The organism is Rhodanobacter sp. AS-Z3, assembly GCF_029224025.1.
Lineage (GTDB): Bacteria > Pseudomonadota > Gammaproteobacteria > Xanthomonadales > Rhodanobacteraceae > Rhodanobacter.
In genome coordinates this window covers 251,437-270,980 of record NZ_CP119392.1, presented here as the reverse complement: position 1 = coordinate 270,980, position 19,544 = coordinate 251,437, and the positions used below count along the sequence as shown (strand labels likewise).

Annotated in this window: 14 protein-coding genes; 11 read left to right on the top strand and 3 right to left on the bottom strand. The window is 63.3% G+C overall.

What is annotated here, in order from left to right; genetic code table 11:
• Positions 1 to 7 precede the first annotated feature (7 nt).
• The 3 genes from PY254_RS01160 to PY254_RS01150 all read left to right on the top strand — a co-directional run bounded on the left by PY254_RS01160 (position 8) and on the right by PY254_RS01150 (position 4,117).
• Complete coding sequence (locus PY254_RS01160; RefSeq protein WP_281013658.1) at positions 8 to 3,148, top strand: efflux RND transporter permease subunit; 3,141 nt, start codon at positions 8 to 10, stop codon at positions 3,146 to 3,148.
• A gap of 115 nt (positions 3,149 to 3,263) precedes the next feature.
• Positions 3,264 to 3,566, top strand: coding sequence for a LysM peptidoglycan-binding domain-containing protein (locus PY254_RS01155; RefSeq protein ID WP_281013657.1), 303 nt, complete (start codon positions 3,264 to 3,266; stop codon positions 3,564 to 3,566).
• Between the two features lie 44 nt (positions 3,567 to 3,610).
• The gene (locus PY254_RS01150) at positions 3,611 to 4,117 is read left to right on the top strand and encodes a hypothetical protein (RefSeq protein ID WP_281013656.1); all 507 of its coding nucleotides are present in this window, start codon (positions 3,611 to 3,613) and stop codon (positions 4,115 to 4,117) included.
• Positions 4,118 to 4,162: 45 nt separating this feature from the next.
• Here the strand turns inward: PY254_RS01150 and PY254_RS01145 are convergent, their stop codons facing one another.
• On the bottom strand, positions 4,163 to 4,525 hold the full coding sequence (locus tag PY254_RS01145) for a hypothetical protein (protein WP_281013655.1): 363 nt from the start codon (positions 4,523 to 4,525) through the stop codon (positions 4,163 to 4,165).
• Positions 4,526 to 4,795: 270 nt separating this feature from the next.
• Here PY254_RS01145 and PY254_RS01140 point away from each other — a divergent pair, with 270 nt between their 5' ends.
• Together PY254_RS01140 and PY254_RS01135 are read left to right on the top strand one after the other, a co-directional pair.
• The gene (locus PY254_RS01140; protein ID WP_281013654.1) at positions 4,796 to 7,021 is read left to right on the top strand and encodes an NADP-dependent isocitrate dehydrogenase; all 2,226 of its coding nucleotides are present in this window, start codon (positions 4,796 to 4,798) and stop codon (positions 7,019 to 7,021) included.
• A gap of 173 nt (positions 7,022 to 7,194) precedes the next feature.
• The gene (locus PY254_RS01135) at positions 7,195 to 8,217 is read left to right on the top strand and encodes a TraB/GumN family protein (RefSeq protein ID WP_281013653.1); all 1,023 of its coding nucleotides are present in this window, start codon (positions 7,195 to 7,197) and stop codon (positions 8,215 to 8,217) included.
• A gap of 54 nt (positions 8,218 to 8,271) precedes the next feature.
• On the opposite strand, the gene PY254_RS01130 is transcribed toward PY254_RS01135, so the two are convergent.
• Complete coding sequence (locus tag PY254_RS01130) at positions 8,272 to 9,249, bottom strand: aldo/keto reductase (RefSeq protein ID WP_281013652.1); 978 nt, start codon at positions 9,247 to 9,249, stop codon at positions 8,272 to 8,274.
• A 153-nt stretch (positions 9,250 to 9,402) separates the two neighbouring features.
• On the opposite strand from PY254_RS01130, the gene PY254_RS01125 reads away from it, so the two are divergent.
• From PY254_RS01125 to PY254_RS01115, 3 genes are all read left to right on the top strand, one after another.
• On the top strand, positions 9,403 to 10,515 hold the full coding sequence (locus PY254_RS01125; RefSeq protein WP_281013651.1) for an S-(hydroxymethyl)glutathione dehydrogenase/class III alcohol dehydrogenase: 1,113 nt from the start codon (positions 9,403 to 9,405) through the stop codon (positions 10,513 to 10,515).
• Between the two features lie 268 nt (positions 10,516 to 10,783).
• Positions 10,784 to 11,686: a class I SAM-dependent methyltransferase gene (locus PY254_RS01120; protein WP_281013650.1), complete on the top strand. Its 903-nt coding sequence runs from the start codon at positions 10,784 to 10,786 to the stop codon at positions 11,684 to 11,686.
• 30 nt (positions 11,687 to 11,716) lie between these two features.
• On the top strand, positions 11,717 to 12,253 hold the full coding sequence (locus PY254_RS01115; protein ID WP_281013649.1) for a pseudouridine synthase: 537 nt from the start codon (positions 11,717 to 11,719) through the stop codon (positions 12,251 to 12,253).
• 21 nt (positions 12,254 to 12,274) lie between these two features.
• Here PY254_RS01115 and PY254_RS01110 read toward each other — a convergent pair whose 3' ends face one another.
• The gene (locus PY254_RS01110; RefSeq protein WP_281013648.1) at positions 12,275 to 13,078 is read right to left on the bottom strand and encodes a TatD family hydrolase; all 804 of its coding nucleotides are present in this window, start codon (positions 13,076 to 13,078) and stop codon (positions 12,275 to 12,277) included.
• Between the two features lie 201 nt (positions 13,079 to 13,279).
• Between PY254_RS01110 and PY254_RS01105 the strand changes: the two genes are divergently transcribed.
• The 3 genes from PY254_RS01105 (at position 13,280) to gspE (ending at position 19,544) form a co-directional block, all read left to right on the top strand.
• On the top strand, positions 13,280 to 14,878 hold the full coding sequence (locus PY254_RS01105) for a M4 family metallopeptidase (RefSeq protein ID WP_281013647.1): 1,599 nt from the start codon (positions 13,280 to 13,282) through the stop codon (positions 14,876 to 14,878).
• Positions 14,879 to 15,048: 170 nt separating this feature from the next.
• Positions 15,049 to 17,637: an ESPR-type extended signal peptide-containing protein gene (locus PY254_RS01100; protein ID WP_281013646.1), complete on the top strand. Its 2,589-nt coding sequence runs from the start codon at positions 15,049 to 15,051 to the stop codon at positions 17,635 to 17,637.
• Positions 17,638 to 17,810: 173 nt separating this feature from the next.
• Entirely contained in the window at positions 17,811 to 19,544 is a 1,734-nt protein-coding gene (gene gspE, locus PY254_RS01095; protein WP_281013645.1) for a type II secretion system ATPase GspE, read from the top strand.

Below are 19,544 nucleotides of genomic sequence, written 5' to 3'. Positions count from 1 at the left end.
TGAATCGATGAATATCTCCGGCACCTTCATTCGCCGCCCGATTGGCACCTCGCTGCTGGCGATTGGCCTGTTTGTAGCCGGCGCGATCTGCTACTTCCTGCTCGGCGTGGCCGCGCTGCCGAACATGCAATTCCCGGCGATCTTCGTGCAGGCCAGTCAGGCCGGTGCGGATGCCAGCACGATGGCTTCCACGGTGGCCGCGCCGCTGGAACGCCATCTGGGTCAGGTGCCCGGCATCGAGACGATGCGCTCGTCCAGCTCCGAGGGCAGCACCTTCGTCTTCATGATGTTCCAGAACGGTACCGATCTGGATTCGGCGGCGCGCGACGTGCAGGCGGCGATCAACTCGGCGGCACCGGACCTGCCCAGCGGACTCAATGGCGCGCCGAGCTATCAGAAGGCCAACCCGAACGACGATCCGATCATTGCCCTGGCGATGACCTCGGACACGCAGTCGGCTGCCGACCTCTACAACGCCGCCGACTCACTGCTGGCGCAGCGGTTGCGCCAGTTGCCCGGTGTGTCGTCGGTGGAAATCGCCGGTGCCGCGACACCGGCGATCCGGGTTGACGTGAACCTGCGCGCGTTGAACGCGATGGGGCTGTCGCCCGATCAGCTGCGCAATGCGCTGAGTGCAGCCAACGTCACTTCGCCGGAGGGCTTCTTGTCCAACGGCAAGACCACCATGGCGGTCAGCGCCACCACGCAGATGCACACGGCGGAAGAGTTCGCGCGGCTGGTGATTGCCAACCGCAGCGGTACCCCGGTGCGGTTGTCTGACGTGGCCAATGTTTACGCTGGCCAGCAGGATGCCTTCCAGGCGGCCTGGTTTCACGGCAAGCCAGCTGTGTTGATGTACGTGTACAAGAAAGCCGATGCCAACGTGATTGCCACGGTGGACATGGTCAAGGCGCAGTTGCCCACGTTGCGTGGCTACCTGCAGCCCGGTACCGAACTGACGCCTTTTTTCGACGGCACGCCAACCATCCGCGCGTCGCTGGCCGAAGTGCAGATCACCCTGCTGATTTCGCTGGCCATGGTGATTCTGACGATGGCGCTGTTCCTGCGGCGGCTGGCACCGACCCTGATCGCGGCGGTCGCCGTGCCGCTGTCACTTGCCGGCGCGTTCGTGGTGATGTACATCCTCGGCTATACGCTGAACAACCTGACCTTGCTCGCGCTGGTGATCGCGATTGGCTTCGTGGTGGATGACGCGATCGTGGTGATCGAGAACATCATTCGCCATATCGACGCCGGCATGACGCGGATGCAGGCGACCCTGGCCGGCGCGCGCGAAATCGGCTTCACCATCGTATCGATTACCGCTTCGCTGATCGCGGTGTTCATTCCGTTGTTGTTCGCCGGTGGCGTCACCGGTATGTTCATGCACGAATTCGCGATGACCCTGGTCTCGGCGATCGTGGTTTCCGCGCTGGTATCGCTGACCCTGACGCCGGCCCTGTGTGGACGTTTCCTTAGCGGGCATGACAACCATGAGGTGGTCGCGCCGTCGCGGCTGGCGCGGGTGCTGGATGGTTTCCACGCGGGCATGTTGCGCTTCTACACTCGCGCGCTGAACTTCTCGTTGCGCCACGCGCTGTTGTTTGCGCTGACCCCGCTGGTGTTGATCGTTGCCACGTTCTTCCTGTTCGGGGTGGTCAAGACCGGGCTGTTCCCGCAACAGGACACCGGCCTGATCTGGGGACGTGCCAGTTCCAGTGCCACCGTATCCTTCGCCGAGAGCAGGCAGCGACTGGAGCGACTCACCGCGATGCTGATGGCCGATCCTGATGTGGCCACGGTCGGCTCGCGTCTGGGCAGCAGCCGGCAAGGTACCAGCGGCTCATTCAACATCGACCTGAAGACCCGCGATGAGGGGCGCAAGGACGATACCTTTGCCGTGCTGGCGCGACTCAGTGCCAAGGCGGCCAAGTATCCCGACCTCAACCTGCGCCTGCGTCCGGTGCAGGACCTACCCAGCGGTGGCGGTGGTGGCACCAGTCAGGGTGCGCAATACCAGGTCTCGCTGCAGGGCAACGATTCGGCCAGTCTGCAGGAGTGGCTGCCGAAACTGCAGACCGAACTGAAGAAGAATCCCAAGTTGAGCGACGTGGGCACCGATATCGATGAGGCCGGCCTGCGCCAGAACATGGTGATCGACCGAGACAAGGCCGCGCGCCTTGGCGTATCGATCGGCGCGATCGACGGCGCGCTGTACGACGCGTTCGGTCAGCGCCAGGTCAGTACCATCTACTCCGACATCAATCAGTACAAGGTCGTCGTCAACGCGTTGCCCGACCAGACCGCCACGCCCGCGGCACTCAATCGCATTTACGTGGCATCCAAAAGCGGCAAGATGATTCCGATTACCGCGTTCACCCGGCAGGAGCCGGGACTGGCGCCGTCGCAGATCACCCACGAAAACCAGTACACCACGATGGACCTCAGCTTCAATCTCGCGCCCGGCGTGAGCATGGGCGAGGCGATGACGATCATCCAGGGCACCGTGAAAAACATGCGCATGCCCGGCGACATCAAGGTGCAGATGGGCGGCAATTTCCGCCGTTTCGAGCAGTCGCAGAGCGGCATGGGCTGGCTGGTGCTGGCCGCGGTACTGACGGTCTACATCGTGCTCGGCATGCTGTACGAGAACCTGATCCACCCGGTGACCATTCTTTCCACCTTGCCCGCAGCCGGCGTCGGCGCGTTGCTCGCCCTGTGGATCACCGGTACGGAATTGTCGGTGGTGGCGCAGATCGCACTGGTGTTGTTGATCGGCATAGTCAAGAAGAACGCGATCATGATGATCGACTTCGCCCTGGTCGCCGAGCGCGAACACGGCAAGAGTCCGCTGGAAGCGGCGCGTGAAGCATGCACCGTGCGTTTCCGTCCGATCATGATGACCACCATGGTGGCCATTCTCGCCGCCATGCCGATTGCGATTGGCCTGGGTGAAGGCAGCGAACTGCGTCGCCCGCTCGGCATTGCACTGATCGGCGGGTTGCTGATTTCGCAGACGCTGACCCTGCTCAGCACGCCGGCGCTGTACGTGATCTTCTCGTGCCTGGCGGCACGGCGAAAGGCGTGGTCGGCGCGCCGCCGCGCGCGCAAGCAGGCACGACGCGAAGGCCGGTTGGCCCGAGCGTGATGGCCAGTCTTGCTGCCGCATGTTGGCAGACTGAACACCGGGCCGACATGCTCACAAGGCGTTAACCGCGTGGTCGTTACCAATGGTGCCCTGTTTTGCGATGGAGGCACGGTTCATGGGCAACGACACCGGCAAGCCGGACTTTTCCGATGTGCGCAGCGAAGTGCGTAGTCAGGCGGCGCGGATGCCGCCGGCAGCCAAGGCGGATTTCAGTGACGCCAATTCGCATGTCAGCTCGGTGGCTGACGAGACCACCATCTACGAAGTGATGAGCGGTGACAGCCTGTCGAAGATTGCCAAGCGTTTTTACGGCAACGGCAATGCGTGGAGGCCGATCTTCGATGCAAACCGCGACCAACTGGTTGATCCGGACCACATCAGGGCCGGTCAAATGCTGAAGATACCTGCCCGACACTGACCGGGTTGGCAGCAATGGCAGCTACACCAAAGCGGAGACACGCCATGAAGAGCATTCGCCAGCCGTTGATTCTTGCGGCATCGCTGGTTGCGCTGGTTGTGCTGGGCGGCTGTGGCAAACAACAGGCGCCGCCAGCGGTGTCCGCTGATGCTACGTCTACCTTGCCGGGTACGTCAGCCTCGGCCATGGCACCGGCTCCCGCCGCCGGTGCCGACGCAAGCCTGGCCGTCGACCGCCCGAGCGCAGCCACGCTGCAGTTGGGAACCAGTATCAATGCAAACAATGAGGTCACGCCCGGCGGCGACACGTTCGCACCCAGGGACAGCATCTATGCGTCGGTGGAGACCAGCGGCCGCGGCACGCTTGGGGCCAGATGGACCTATCAGGATGGTCAGACCGTGCACGCGGACAGCAAGCTGCTCGAGGGCAGCGGTTCGGAAACCACCGTGTTCATGATCAGTCGGCCCAGCGGCTTCCCCGCCGGAGATTACAAAGTCGAAATTTCACTGGACAACCGACAGGTCGCCAGCAAAGACTTCTCAATCAAGTGACGCGTGCCGGGACCGGCTGCGAGTACAGCCGGTCCCGGCACGGAATTAGGCGGCCAGTGCGAGCTGGCGGCCCAGCGAGATGCCGGTGGATTCCATAAATCGCAACGACAGCTGTTCGCGCAGCTCGGCGCGTTCAGCCGCGTCGGCGTAGGTGGCGTGCAGCTCGATGTAACGCCAGATAGCGACACTGGCGAGCTGCGAACCGGGTACTTCGGAGTGGCGCTGACAGTCGCCCTGCCAATACACGGCCACCCAACCCTCTTCTTCGGAATGGGTCTCATCGATCGGCAGAATCAGCGTGCCGTCCAGCAGGGACAGGGCGCATTCGCGGCCGTCGGCGTGCTGGCACGTATACAACGGCTGCAGGCTGGCGATGAAGTCTACGATGGACTGACTCAGTGAACTCATTACCGTTCCTCCTCGTGGCGGCGCTGATCGGATCGACAGATCGTTGGCAGCAAGACTGTGCCTGCACACGAAGGCGGTGCCCGCAGGGACATCGCTTGGCAGCAAGCTGGTTGCGCTGAGGGCCCCCCCATCAGACGCATGCAACCCCTCCATTCTTGCATGGTCCGGGGCATCTGTGGAGGGTGCGGTGGCCGGACCCGGGCATTCGCGCGACAATGGGCAGTCTCCTTCCGCGGTTACGCCGCCCCTGCCAGGGAATCCCCGTTCGCCATGTCCCAGACCCCGAAGATCATCTACACGCTGACCGATGAAGCGCCGTTTCTGGCCACCCAGTCGTTGCTGCCGATCGTTGCCGCCTTTGCCGGCACCGCGGGCATTCGCCTGGAAACCCGCGATATTTCGCTGGCGGGCCGCATCATTGCGCTGTTTCCGGAGCGTCTGCGGGACGATCAGCGCATTGCCGACGATCTTGCCGAACTGGGCCAGCTGGCCACCACGCCGGAAGCGAACATCATCAAGTTGCCCAACATCAGCGCCTCGATGCCGCAACTGAAAGCCGCGATCAAGGAACTGCAAAGCCAGGGCTACGCCTTGCCGGACTATCCGGACGAGCCGAAGAATGCGGACGAGAAAGACATCAAGACCCGCTACGACCGGGTCAAGGGCAGCGCGGTGAACCCCGTGCTGCGCGAGGGCAATTCCGACCGCCGCGCGCCGGTGTCGGTGAAAAATTATGCGCGCAAGCACCCGCACAAGATGGGCGCCTGGAGCAAGGATTCGCAAACCCACGTCGCGCACATGGACGGTGGTGATTTTTACGGCAGCGAAAAGTCCACCGTGATCGATGCGGCTGGCAACGTCAGCATCGAATGGTTCGGCAAGGACGGCAGCCATGTGGTGTTGAAGCCGAAGACCGCGCTGCTGGCTGGCGAGATCATCGACGCGTCGGTGATGAGCCGCAAGGCGCTGGCCAACTTTGTGGACGCGCAAATCGCCGACGCCAGGAAGCAGGGCGTGCTGTTCTCGGTGCACCTGAAGGCCACCATGATGAAGGTCTCCGACCCGATCATGTTCGGCGTGGTGGTGAGTGAGTTCTACAAGGACGTACTGAGCAAATATGCCGACGTGCTGAAGCAGGTCGGCTTCAACCCGAACAACGGCATTGGCGACCTGTACTCGCGCCTGGGCGCGTTGCCGGAAGCAACGCAGGCGGCGATCAAGGCCGATCTGGACGCCGAGTACGCGCAGCGTCCGGGCGTGGCGATGGTCAATTCCGACAAGGGCATCACCAACCTGCACGTGCCCAGCGACGTGATCATCGACGCCTCGATGCCGGCGATGATTCGCGACTCCGGCAAAATGTGGAACGCCGAAGGCAAGCTGCAGGACATCAAGGCGCTGATCCCCGATCGCAGCTATGCGGGCGTGTATCAAGCCACCATCGACGATTGCCGTGAGCATGGCGCATTCGATCCGGCGACCATGGGCAGCGTGCCGAACGTGGGCCTGATGGCGCAGGCCGCCGAGGAATACGGTTCGCACGACAAGACCTTCCAGATCGCCGGCGACGGCGTGGTCAAGGTGATTGACGAAGCCGGCACGGTGCTGCTGCAGCACGACGTGGAAGCCGGTGACATCTGGCGCCTGTGCCAGACCAAGGACGCGCCGATCCAGGATTGGGTGAAACTGGCGGTCAGCCGTGCCCGCCACACGCCGGCGGTGTTCTGGCTTGATCCGCAGCGTGCACACGATGCGCAGGTGATCAAGAAGGTCGAGCAGTACCTGAAGGCTTACGACATCAGCGGCCTGGACATCCGCATCATGGACCCGGTCGCTGCTACCCGGTTCTCGCTGGAGCGTATCCGCCAGGGGCTGGACACCATCTCGGTCACCGGCAATGTGCTGCGCGACTACCTCACCGACCTGTTTCCGATCATGGAACTGGGCACCAGCGCGAAGATGCTGTCGATCGTGCCGCTGATGGCCGGTGGCGGCCTGTTCGAAACCGGTGCGGGCGGTTCGGCACCGAAGCATGTGCAGCAGTTCCTCGAAGAAAACTATCTGCGCTGGGATTCGCTGGGTGAATTCCTGGCACTGGCCGCGTCGCTGGAACACCTGGGCAGCCGCTACGGCAGCGTCGAGGTGGACGTGCTGGCGAAGACGCTGGACCAGGCCAACGGCAAGTTCCTCGACACCGACAAGTCGCCTTCGCGCAAGGTCGGCGGCATCGACAATCGCGGCAGCCATTTCTACCTCGCCATGTACTGGGCGCAGGCGCTGGCCGCGCAGGACATCCATCCCGCGCTGAAGGCAAAGTTTGCACCGCTGGCCAAGGCGTTGACCGACAACGAGGACAAGATCGTTGCCGAGCTCGCCGCGGTGCAGGGGCATGCTGTCGACATCGGTGGCTACTATCACCCGAACCTGCAGATGGTCAGCAAGGCGATGCGCCCAAGCAGCACACTCAACGCGGCGTTGTCGGCATTGAAGGCGTAAGTCATACGCCGTGCGGCAAGACGAAGACGGGACGCTACGGCGTCCCGTCTTCGTTTCGGCTTTCCGTCGGGTGGTCAGCCCTGGCGGTGGGTGAACTTGCTGCGCACGGGCGGGTCAGTGGTTCGTCTCATGAAGACAAATGGATTCCATCACCGGCAAAGGGAAGTTGAACGATGAGGCGAAGCACGTTGCGTCTGCGGCAAATGGGCGGTTTCATGGCAGGCATGCTGCTGTGTGTGTCAGCGACAGGGGCGCAGTCAGTATCGACTGCTGCCGCCAGGCCGGCCACGGCTACCGAGCTGGCCGTCGTGAGTGTCACCGGTTCGCAGCCGGGGCCCAGCTTGTGGCGGGTGAGCAAGGGCGATCATGTGTTGTGGATACTTGGCAGTCTGTCGCCACTGCCCAAGAACATGGTGTGGAAGTCGGATGCGGTGGAGGCCGCCATCGCCCAGTCGCAAGTTGTGCTGGGGTCGCCTTACGCGACGGTGGATGTCGGCTTCTTCAGGAGCCTTTCGGTGCTGCCGTCACTGATCGGCGTGCGTAATAATCCCGATCACCAGACCTTGCAGCAGGAGTTGCCGGCTGAGGTGTATGCGCGCTGGCTGCCGCTGAAAGCCCGTTACATGGGTAACGGCAAGGCGGTGGAGAAGCGGCGTCCATCCATCGTGGCGGGTGAGTTGTATGCCGCGGCGACCGATCAGTCGGGGCTGACCAACAAACGGCTGTTGGGCGACGCGGTCGGCAAGGCAGCCAAACAGCATGGGCTCAAGGTGCAGCAAGTCGTCTATAAGCTGCCGCTGGACAACCTGCATGCCTTCATCAAGGACTTCAAGCGTGAGTCGATGCAGGATTCCAGCTGTTTTGACCACGTGCTGACCCTGGTCGATACGGACCTGGGCATCATGAAATCGCGCGCCAATGCCTGGGCCATCGGCGACGTGGATGCCTTGCGCAAGCTGCCGCTGGTCGACACGGACACGTGCGATTTGCAGCACATGGCCCCCGAGCTGCTGCGCAAATATCACTGGACCGACATGGACGCACAGGTCAAGGCGCTGTGGTTGAAAACGGCCGAAGCAGCGCTGACCGAAAACAAGGTCAGCTTCGCCACCTTGCCGATCGGTAACCTGATCAGGCCGGACGGCTACCTGGCCGCGCTGCAGGCGCGGGGCTATCAGGTGGATCAGCCGGAATGAAGTCTCGCGGCGAAGCCGCGGCGTGCGCCGCGTAGTCATTTTCGCGATGCGAGATCAGTGGTTGAGCCGGCCGTGCGTGGCAGCGCCGCCAGCACTCGCCTGATTCAGCATGCTGATCTCGTCCAGTGTCAGCGTGCAGTCAAGCGCGCCCAGCAACTCATTCAACTGAACCACGCTGGTGGCGCTGACGATGGGTGCGGTGATGCCCGGCCGTGCAATCAACCACGCCAGTGCCACTTGGGCCGGCGTGGCGGCGTGCGCGGCCGCTATCGTATCCAGCGCAGCCAACACCTGCAGGCCGCGTGCGTCCAGATGCTTCTTCACCGAGCCACTGCGCGCCGGGCTCTTGGCCAGATCCGCGGCGCTGCGATACTTGCCGCTGAGAAAGCCGCTGGCCAGCGCGTAGTAACTGATCACGCCGATGTTCTCGCGACGGATCAGTGGTTCCAGCTCCGACTCATAGTCGGCACGACTGACCAGGTTGTATTCCGGTTGCAGGCTCTCGTAGCGTGGCAGCCCATGTTCCTTCGATACGGCCAGCGCATCGGCGAAGCGGGCGGCGCTGAAGTTGGAGGCGCCGATCACCCGGACCTTGCCCGCTTCGATCAGTCGGGAAAACTCGCCCAGCGTATCCACCATCAGCACGCTGGCGTCGTCCTGGTGGGCTTGGTACAAGTCGATGCAGTCCACCTGCAGCCGCTGCAGCGAGCCGTCTACCGCACTGCGAATGTTCACCGGCGACAGGCCCGGGTGTTCGCCCCATTTGGCCACCTTGGTCGCGAGCACCACCTGGTCGCGCTTGCCGCTGCGCTTCAGCCATTTGCCAATGATCGTTTCCGATTCGCCACCGCCATTGCCCGGCACCCACGACGAGTACATGTCGGCCGTGTCGATCAGGTTGCCGCCGGCGGCGACAAAGGCATCGAGTAACTCGAAAGAGCGCTTTTCATCGGCGGTCCAGCCGAAGACGTTGCCGCCAAGCGCGAGCGGGGTGACGGACAGGGCGGACTGACCCAGTGGGCGACGTTGCATGGCGATGACCTTGATGGCTACCCGACAGTGGTGGGCTACCTTCCAACAGTGGTTGCCACGGGGGTGTGAATCAAGCGCGGCGGTTTCGAAACTCGACGTATCGGGTCATCATGCGAGGTCAAAGCCAAAGCCCGCATCCTCGAGGAGTTCACCATGAAGTCACGCGCCGCCGTCGCCTGGGAAGCAGGCAAGCCCCTGAGCATCGAACAGATTGACGTGGCCGGACCGAAGGCTGGTGAAGTACTGGTGCGCATCGTGGCCACCGGCGTCTGCCACACCGACGCGTTCACCTTGTCCGGTGAGGATCCCGAAGGCCTGTTTCCGGTAATTCTGGGCCACGAGGGTGGCGGCATCGTCGAGGAGATCGGTGAGGGCGTTACCTCGCTGCAGGTCGGCGATCACGTGATTCCGCTGTACACACCCGAGTGTGGCGAGTGCAAATTCTGCCTTTCGGGCAAGACCAACCTGTGCCAGAAAATCCGTGTCACCCAAGGCCAGGGACTGATGCCGGATGGCACCTCGCGTTTCTCCTTGAATGGCAAGCCGCTGCTGCACTACATGGGCACCAGCACGTTCAGCGAATACACCGTGCTGCCGGAAATTTCGCTGGCGAAGATCAACAAGGCGGCGCCGCTGGAGAAGGTCTGCCTGCTCGGTTGCGGCATCACCACCGGCATTGGTGCGGTGTTGAACACGGCCAAGGTCGAGCCGGGCGCTTCGGTGGCTGTGTTCGGCATGGGTGGTATCGGCTTGTCGGTGGTGCAAGGTGCGGTGATGGCGAAAGCCGGGCGCATCGTGGTGATCGACACCAATCCGGCCAAGTTCGAGATGGCGAAGCTGCTCGGCGCCACCGACTTCATCAATCCGAAGGACTATCCGGATACGCCGATCCAGCAAGTGATTGTCGACCTCACCGACGGCGGCGTGGATTACTCATTCGAGTGCATCGGCAACGTGCACGTGATGCGCGCGGCGCTGGAGTGCTGCCACAAGGGCTGGGGCGAGTCGATCATCATCGGCGTGGCCGGCGCAGGGCAGGAAATCAGCACGCGGCCATTCCAGCTGGTCACCGGTCGCGTTTGGCGTGGCGCGGCGTTCGGTGGGGTGAAGGGCCGCTCGCAATTGCCGGGCTATGTCGACCGCTACATGGCCGGCGAAATCCGCATCGACGAGATGATCAGCGAGGTGCTGCCGCTGGAGCGCATCAACGAGGCCTTCGAGCTGATGCACCAGGGCAAGGTGATCCGCTCGGTGATCCACTACTGACGTAGAATGAGCCGCAGCCGCCAACATCGGGTGATGTTGGCGGCGTTGGTTGCTTCGCTGCCTGCAGACGCGTCATGCCCAAAGCCATTCCCGCAACCGCGCCGCCCTCTTCATTGATGAGAAGCTTGCGACTTGCCTGCGCGCGCTCCGGGCCGTCTACCTCGTCTGCACATGCTCTTCGCGATATTGCAATCTGCCCGGTCGTCAGCATGCCTAGGAGTCAACGGTGATTCGTACAAACGCAAAGACAAGCAAGTCCTGGTTAGCCATGGCCGCTGCCCTGCTGATGGGCTCGTCGATAGGCATGCCGGTATTTGCCGCGACCCAACAGGCACAGCCGGCAGCAACGGGTGCGGATCAGCCGGTGGATGACTTGGTACCGCCGACCAGTGCCCGTGATTTCACTGCGTTGCAGCTCGACAACGTACTCGCCGGCAGTTGGCGCTCTGCTGCCCACAAGGCGCGTGACACCTATCGTCATCCCAAGGAAACCTTGCAGTTCTTTGGCCTGCATCCCGACCAGACGGTCATTGAAATTACCCCGGCGGGTGGCTGGTACGCGGAAATCCTCGCTCCCCTGCTGAACGACAACGGCCACTATATCGGCGCGGAAAATGCACCGGCAAAAGACGCCGAATCTCGCGCCGATGACAGCGCCTTGCGGCGCAAGTTTGCGGCCGACCCGGGCCATTACGGCAAGGCACGCATCGTCCAGTTCGACCCGGCTGCGCCGGTCTTCGGTCCACCCGGCTCAGCCGACGCAGTGCTTACTTTCCGCAATGTGCACAACTGGGTGATGGCCAACTCGGCACCGGCCATGTTCAAGGCGTTCTTCAGCGTGCTCAAGCCCGGCGGTGTGCTCGGCGTGGTCGATCACCGCGCGGCCGACGATGCCGCGCTGGAAGCGGTGAAAGAAAGCGGCTATCTACCCGTGGCGTACGTGGTGAAGCTGGCGACGGACGCGGGTTTCGTGCTGGCCGCGAGCAGCGAGGTCAATGCGAATCCGAAGGACACGCGCGACTATCCGAAGGGCGTGTGGACGCTGCCGCCGACATTGAGTCTGGGTGACCAGGACAAGGCCAGGTACCAGGCCATTGGCGAGTCAGATCGGATGACGCTGAAATTCGTCAAGCCGGAAGCTTCGGCGGCGGGGACGCAGGGCATCAAGTAGCAATTTGACGCTCTCCGTCCCGATCTAGCCATGCTGATTGCCCTCAACAAGCCGTTTGGCGTGCTCTGTCAGTTCACCGACGATCGTGGCCGGCGTACGCTGGCCGACTACGTGCGAGAGAAGGACGTGTATGCGGCTGGACGTCTCGATCAAGACAGCGAAGGCCTGCTGCTGCTGACCGACGACGGGAAGCTGGCGCACCGGCTTACCGATCCGCGCCACAAGCAGGCCAAGACCTATCTGGCGCAGCTGGATGGCAACGTCGATGCGGTGGCCTTGCAAGCGCTTTCCTGCGGGCTGCTATTGAGCGATGGCCCGACGCTGCCAGCCGAGGCAGCCCGTGTCGATGAGCCGGCGTGGCTGTGGCCGCGCGATCCGCCCGTGCGTTTCCGCAAGGCCATTCCGACCAGCTGGATCACGCTCACCTTGCGTGAAGGGCGCAATCGCCAGGTGCGCCGGATGACCGCGGCGGTGGGCTTCCCCACGCTGCGGCTGATTCGCGTGCAGATTGGCGAGCATGTGCTGGATGGCTTGTTGCCGGGTGAAACCCGCCAGCTGGGGCGATGAGGGACGGAGGGCATTAAGTTGCTACTTGATGTCCTGCGTCCCTAGGCCAAAGAACGCCACGGCCGTCGCCGTGCTGTTTGCCGCCGTGACCTCCACGCTCTCGCCGCGATCGCGGGCGACCTCTTCGCAGATATGTTTCAGGTACATCGGCTCGTTGCGTCGGTGCGCCGGCTGGGGTCGTACCGTGCGCGGCAACAGGTACGGTGCATCGGTTTCGATCATCAATCGGTTGGCTGGAATCTCGCGCACAAGTTCGCGCAAATGGGTGCCGCGCCGCTCATCGCAGATCCAGCCGGTGATGCCGATATGGCAGTCCAGCGCCAGGTAGTCACGCAAGGCTTCGCCGGTGTCGGTGAAGCAATGGACGACCGCGCCGGGAATATTTTCGCGATAACGGCGCAACAGTGCGACGAAATCGTCGTGGGCGTCGCGCTGGTGCAGGAACAGCGGCATCCGCAGGTCCACCGCGATCTGCAGTTGACGTTCGAATACCTGCAACTGCACATCGCGCGGCGAGTAGTTGCGGTTGTAGTCGAGCCCGGTTTCACCCACGGCACGCACCGATGGATCACCCGCCAGTTCGCGCAGCAAGGAGTCGGTTGCGTCGTCGTAGTCGATCGCGTGGTGGGGATGCACGCCGGCTGTGGCAAACAGTCGCAGTGGCTGCGCGTGCGCGATAGCCAGCGCGTGTCGGCTACCTTCCGCCGAAGCACCGGTGACGATCAACCGTTCGACCCCGTGGCGCCGCGCGCGCAACAGCATGTCGTCGAAATCGTGCTGGAAGGATTCGTGGCCGAGGTTGGCGCCGATATCAATGAGCTGCATGACAGACCTGCGAGAGATGAAGTTCGTCAACCCTGTTGGGCTGGAAGCGATCTCGGAAATTTTCCCATAGACAGGTCTGTGACGGGGCTCTAGTTTCAGGCACTCGCCAATCCGGGGGGATGGTGAATTCAAGTCGCTTGAACGTCGAGGCCCCGGCATCGACGCGGGCGAATCGTTTGTCTGTATTTTGGGGGTTCAAGAATGCTCAACAAGAAACTCGCGGGTGCGCTGCTGGCTATTCTGGGTGGCGCCGCCGCGCCGCTGTGCATGGCGGCAGCAAAAGTCGACATCCAGGCGCGTGCGCTGGGGCCGGTCGCTTCTTCGGCGCTGGCCAGTCGCCTGGGCCTGGGTTCCGGCTCGACCTTTGTCGCCGAACGCCAGCATCGGACAGCGCGCGGCACGCTCAAATCGCGCGAACGCCAGGACTATCGCGGGGTACCGGTTTACGGTCGCAGCCTGGTGGTGGAGCGCAATACGCGTGGCTCAGTGCTCTCGGTAACGGGTGCGGCAGAGCGTGACCTTGGCGCCTCGCTTGCATCGGTGCAGCCGCGGCTTTCCGCGGTACTCGCGCAGCGCGCGCTGCATCAGCATATGGGTGATGCGGCGCTGCAGACGCGCAACGTCGACAGCAAGCTGTTCGTCTATCCGCAAGATGGTGGCGTGGCGCGGTTGGTCTATCGGGTTTCGTACGTGGTGGACAACCACGGTCGTCTGTCGCGACCCACCGCCATCATCGACGCCAACACCGGCGCGGTGCTCAAGCAGTGGAATGGTCTGACCGATGGTCGTCGTCCGCCGGGCGGCAGCACCATGCCGGTGGCGGTTGCGGCCACCGGCCCCGGCGGCAACGAGTTGACCGGGCTTTATCACTACGACAACTCCGGCCCGGGCCGCGAGCTGCTCAGCGCGCAGCGTGTGGGCAACACCTGCTACCTGCAGAACGACGAAGTGGCAACCTACAACCTCGCCGGTGGCCAGCGTGTCACGCAGTGGGCATTCGGTTGCGCGGGTAGCAATCCGGCGCAGTGGAACAGCTTTGGCGACGCGATCAACGGTGCGTTCTCGCCGATCAACGACGCTCACCATTTCGGTGGTGTGGTGTACGACATGTACAACAACTGGTTCGGTACCCCGCCGCTGCAGAATGGTGATGGTTCACCGATGCGCTTGTCGATGTGGGTGCATTACGGCACCCATTACGAGAACGCGTTCTGGGACGGCAGCGAAATGGTCTTTGGCGACGGCGACGAGTACTTCTATCCGTTCGTGGTGCTGGACATCACCGGTCATGAAATCAGTCACGGTTTCACCGAACAGCATTCGGGTCTGGAATACACCGGCCAGTCCGGCGGCATGAACGAGGCGTTCTCGGACATGGCAGGCGAGGCCGTCAAATTCTATGACCGCGGCAGCAACGACTTCATGGTCGGAGCCGACATCGTCAAGCCGGCAACGGTTCCGCTGCTGGGTATGGCGGCGCTGCGTGACATGTGCACGCCCAGCAACGATGGCGCCTCGATCGACAACGCCGCGCAGTACAACGACAGCCTCGACGTGCACTACACCAGCGGTGTCTACAATCGCGCGTTCTGCAACCTGGCCACGTCCCATGGTTGGGATACGAAGATGGCCTTCGAGGTCTTCCATGACGCCAATGCACTGTACTGGGCGCCGAACGAGACCTTCAACGGCGGTGCCTGTGGCGTCGAACAGGCTGCGGTGGATCGCAGCTACGCCGAGGCTGACGTGGCCGCCGCCTTCGCCGAAGTGGGCGTGACCTGCGACAGCGCGCCGAGGTAAGCCGCGCTCAACCCGCGCAGCGACCGTGCGGTCGTTGCGCGACTCCGCTTGTGCGGAGACGGGTCGCCAGATCCTTCGTGGATGGCGCCCTTTGAAGCAATCCGAAAAGACAACGCCTGCCCTGCCGTGCGCTCTGCCGTGACGGTGGCGAGGCATCTGGGAGAGTGGCAATGAACAAGATTCACAGCAAAATATGGAATGCCGCGCTGGGCGCGATGGTGGTGGCCTCGGAACTGGCGCACAGCCGCAGTCGGGGTACCCGCCGCAAATTGATCGCCGGTGCACTGATGTTGGGCCTGACGCCGTTCACCGTGCACGCTCAGACGGCCGCCGCTGGCTGCACCTATACGACGGACGGAACCACCACCACCGTGCCGGCGACTCCGGTCGGTGATGGCAGTTTCGTCTGCGGAGTTGATGCAACGGCCACCGGTGACAACGCCAGCGCGATCGGTTCCAATGCCAGCGCCACAGCCGAGTCGGCAACAGCCGTAGGCGGCGCCTATACCGACACTGACGGTACTGTCTATACCACCGAGGCGAGTGGCTTTGGTGCCACTGCGGTGGGTGCGGGTGCCGGCGCCGATGGCGCCGACAGTACGGCGGTGGGCGCGTTGTCCTATGCCACCGGTCAGGGTTCGTTCGCCGGTGGCGTCAATGCCGGCGCCGACGGCTATAACAGCGTGGCACTGGGTGCGAACGCGCAGGCTACCGACCGCGGCAGCATCGCCATTGGCGGTGGTGACCCTGATCCGAACAACAACTACCTCGCCACCGAAGCGCAGGGTGAAGGTTCGATTGCCCTGGGCTCGATTGCCGCCGCCGAGGGGCGTGGTGCGATGGCCTTGGGTTATCAGGCCGCTGGCATGGGTGAGAATTCAACCGCTGTCGGCAATGGTGCATTCGCGATCGGCGCGGGTTCCACCTCACTGGGTGGTGCAGCGTATACCGGTGCCGACTCGGCGACTGCCGTAGGTAGCAATTCGGTGGCGCAGGGCACCAGTTCCGCAGCGCTGGGTGCCAATGCTTCTGCCAAAGGCAACAGTGCCACCGCGATCGGTGCGGATAGCTCCGCCGATGGGGCCTACGCCATTGCGATGGGTTCGCAGACCTCCAACGGCTACGGTGGCGCGGTTGCACAACAGTCGGTGGCGTTGGGTTTCAACAGCGGTGCGCTCAACTCGGGCGCCATTGCCGTGGGTGCATACAGCCTGGCCCAAGGGTTGCTGTCCTCCGCCATGGGCTATGGCACCGAGGCCGATGGGAAGTACTCGCTGGCTGCGGGTGCGTTCGCGGCATCGGCGGGCCTGAGCAGTGTGGCTCTGGGTGAGAGCAGCACGGCCAGCGGCGCTGAGAGCGTGGCGCTGGGCGGCTCCGCTGCTGGACGCAGTTTTGCCACCGAAGCTACCGGTACAGGTTCGGTGGCGCTCGGTGCAGGCAGCTTTGCCACCGCCGACTACGCGTCGGCGATCGGCTGGTTGGCGGGTTCCGATGCGCAAAACGGAACGGCGTTGGGCTCTGGCGCATGGGTTCAGGCGGTCGCTACCAATTCAGTGGCCTTGGGTGCCCAATCGCTGGCTGATCGCGCGAACACGGTTTCGGTCGGCAGCGCCGGTTACGAGCGACAGATCACCAATGTTGCGGCAGGCACGGAACTCACCGATGCGGTGAACCTTGGCCAGTTGCAGGACGTGCAGTCGCAGATCATCCAGACGGGTTCGGATGTGAGCGGAAACACCGCAGCAATCGCCACCAATACCGCGGCGATTTCGACCAACACTGACGCGATCGCCACCAACACGGCGGCCATTGCAACGAATACTGACGCCATTTCGATCAACACGGCGGCGATTTCCACCAATACCTCCGCCATCAGCGCACTGGATGGCCGCGTCGGCACCATCGAAGGTCAGATTGGCGACTTGCAGCAGAACACGATGGAACTGGGAGCCGTGGCAATCGACACCGCTGGTGATGGCCACGACGATGCATCCGTGGCGGCGGGTTCGCAGGGTGTGGCGATCGGCGCCCACGCGACGGTGGGCGGTGATCATGGCACCGCGATTGGCGCCGACAGTTATGCCGCCGGTCCCAACGATACGGCGCTTGGCGGCAACGCGCAGGTCAACGCAGACGGCAGCACCGCGGTAGGTGCGAATACCGTGATAGCGGTGGCGGCGACCAATGCAGTGGCTGTGGGTGAAGGCGCTTCGGTGACCGCTGCGGATGCCGTGGCCCTCGGGCAAGGTTCACTCGCTGATCGCGCCAATACGGTGTCGGTGGGTACGGCAGCTCAAGGTCGACAGATCACCAATGTGGCCGCCGGTACCCAGGCATCTGACGCCTCCAACTACGGGCAGGTACAACAGGCGCTGGTGACCGCAAAAGACTATAGCGATGCGAACGCACAGCAGACCTTGCAGAGCGCGAATGCCTACACCGATCAGAAGTTCGGTACGCTGGCGAGCACGGCGGATGTCAGTTCGCTGCGCAGCGACATGAACAGGCAGTTCCATGCCGTGGACAAGCGGCTGGACCAGGTCGGTGCGATGGGCACGGCGATGGCGCAGATGGCGTTCAGTACGCAGGGCATCAACACCACCAATCGTCTGGGCGTTGGTGTAGGCGGCTACGGCGACCGCGCTGCGCTGGCGGTGGGCTACTCGCGGCAGGTGTCACCGAAGGCGAATCTGACCTTTGGTGCAGCGGTTACCGGCAACGAGACATCCGGTGGCGTGGGTCTGGGGATTGGCTGGTAACAGCCGTCAACGAAAACGCCGGGTCGGCACCTTGAGGGCGCCGACCCGGCCAGCAGTTCAGGCGAGCGTGAGTGTTGTGCTCGCAAGTTGTCGGCGTGATGTGATACCAATGCCGTTTACTGATGCGCCGCAGACGGCGTTGACGCTATCGCACGCGTTGAGTGGAGTGGAACATGTCGGCAGTTTTTGAGCCGGCCATCGGCGAGGGGGGCCTGGCCGTAGAGGATCGCGAGACGGAAGTCTGCGCGTGGCTGGTGGCACGGGGTCGTCTGAAAGACGGCGATCTGCTGCGGGCGCGACGGCTGCACGAAGAGTCGGTCGAAGGCACGTTGACCACGCTGATGGCCCGTCTTGGGTTGGTCTCCGAGCGTGACCTGGCGGAAGCCTGGGCCGACCTGCTGCAGGTGCCGTTGCTATCCGCACGGGATGCGCCGGAATTGCCGCCAGCGGACCTTGATCTCTCACTGCGTTTCCTCAAGCAACAACATGTCGTGCCGGTGCAGGATGAAACGCACGGGCTGGCCTTGATCGTGGCCGACCCGGCCGATCCTTATCCGTTGCAGGCGGTGCAACTGGCCGCCGGCCGGCCGGTCGCGTTGCGCGTGGGCTTGCGTTCGGAAATCGATGGGCTGATCGAACGGTATTACGGCAGCGGCCGTTCGGCGATGGGCACCATCGTGGAAAACCTCGACGGCAGCGCCGCCGAAGAGGATGACGTCGAACACCTGCGCGACCTCGCCTCCGAGGCGCCGGTGATCCGGCTGGTCAACCTGATTCTGCAGCGCGCAGTCGAACAGCGCGCGTCGGACGTGCACATCGAGCCATTCGAGAATCGCCTGAAGGTGCGTTACCGCATCGACGGTGTACTGCATGAAGTGGAAGCGCCGCCATCCTCATCGACCGCGGCGGTGATATCGCGGGTGAAGATCATGGCGCGGCTGAACATCGCCGAGCGCCGTTTGCCGCAAGACGGCCGCATCCAGTTGCGCGTGCAGGGCAAGGAACTCGACCTGCGCGTGTCCACCGTGCCGACCAGTTTCGGCGAGTCGGTGGTGATGCGTATTCTGGATCGCGAATCGGTAGTCTTTGATTTCGAATCGCTGGGCTTCACCGACAGTTTCAAGCAGCGCTTCGTCGACGTGCTGCAAAAACCGCACGGCATCCTGCTGGTCACCGGTCCGACCGGTTCGGGCAAGACCACCACGCTGTACACCGCACTGAGTCAGATCAACACCAACGACGTGAAGATCATCACCGTCGAGGACCCGGTCGAATACCAGCTGGAAGGGATCAACCAGATCCAGGTCAAGCCGCAGATCGGGCTGGATTTCTCCGGCGCGCTGCGTTCGATCATGCGGCAGGACCCGGACGTGATCATGATCGGCGAAATGCGCGACCTGGAAACCTGCCGCATCGCGATCCAGTCCGCACTTACCGGCCATCTGGTGTTGTCGACGCTGCACACCAACAGTGCCGCCGGCGGCGTTACCCGCCTGCTCGACATGGGCGTGGAAGACTACCTGCTCGGCTCCACCATCAACGGCATCCTGGCGCAGCGACTGGTGCGTCGGCTCGACCCGGAAACCGCGATTGCCTACGAGGCCCTGCCCGAGGTGATCGAGCAGTTCGAACTGCACAAGTACACGGACGAACGCCCGATCCGCTTGTGGAAGCCGGGCAGCAGCGCGGCCAATCCGAGCGGCTATCGCGGGCGTCGCGCGATCATGGAGTTCCTGACCATGAGCGATCCGCTGCGCCGACTGGTGATGCAGCGTGCCAACGAAGGCGACATCGAAAAGCAGGCGCGCGCCGAAGGCATGCGCACCATGTATGAAGACGGCATTGCCAAGGCGGTGGCCGGCATCACCACACTGGAAGAGGTCCTGCGCGTCACGCAGGAAGGCTGA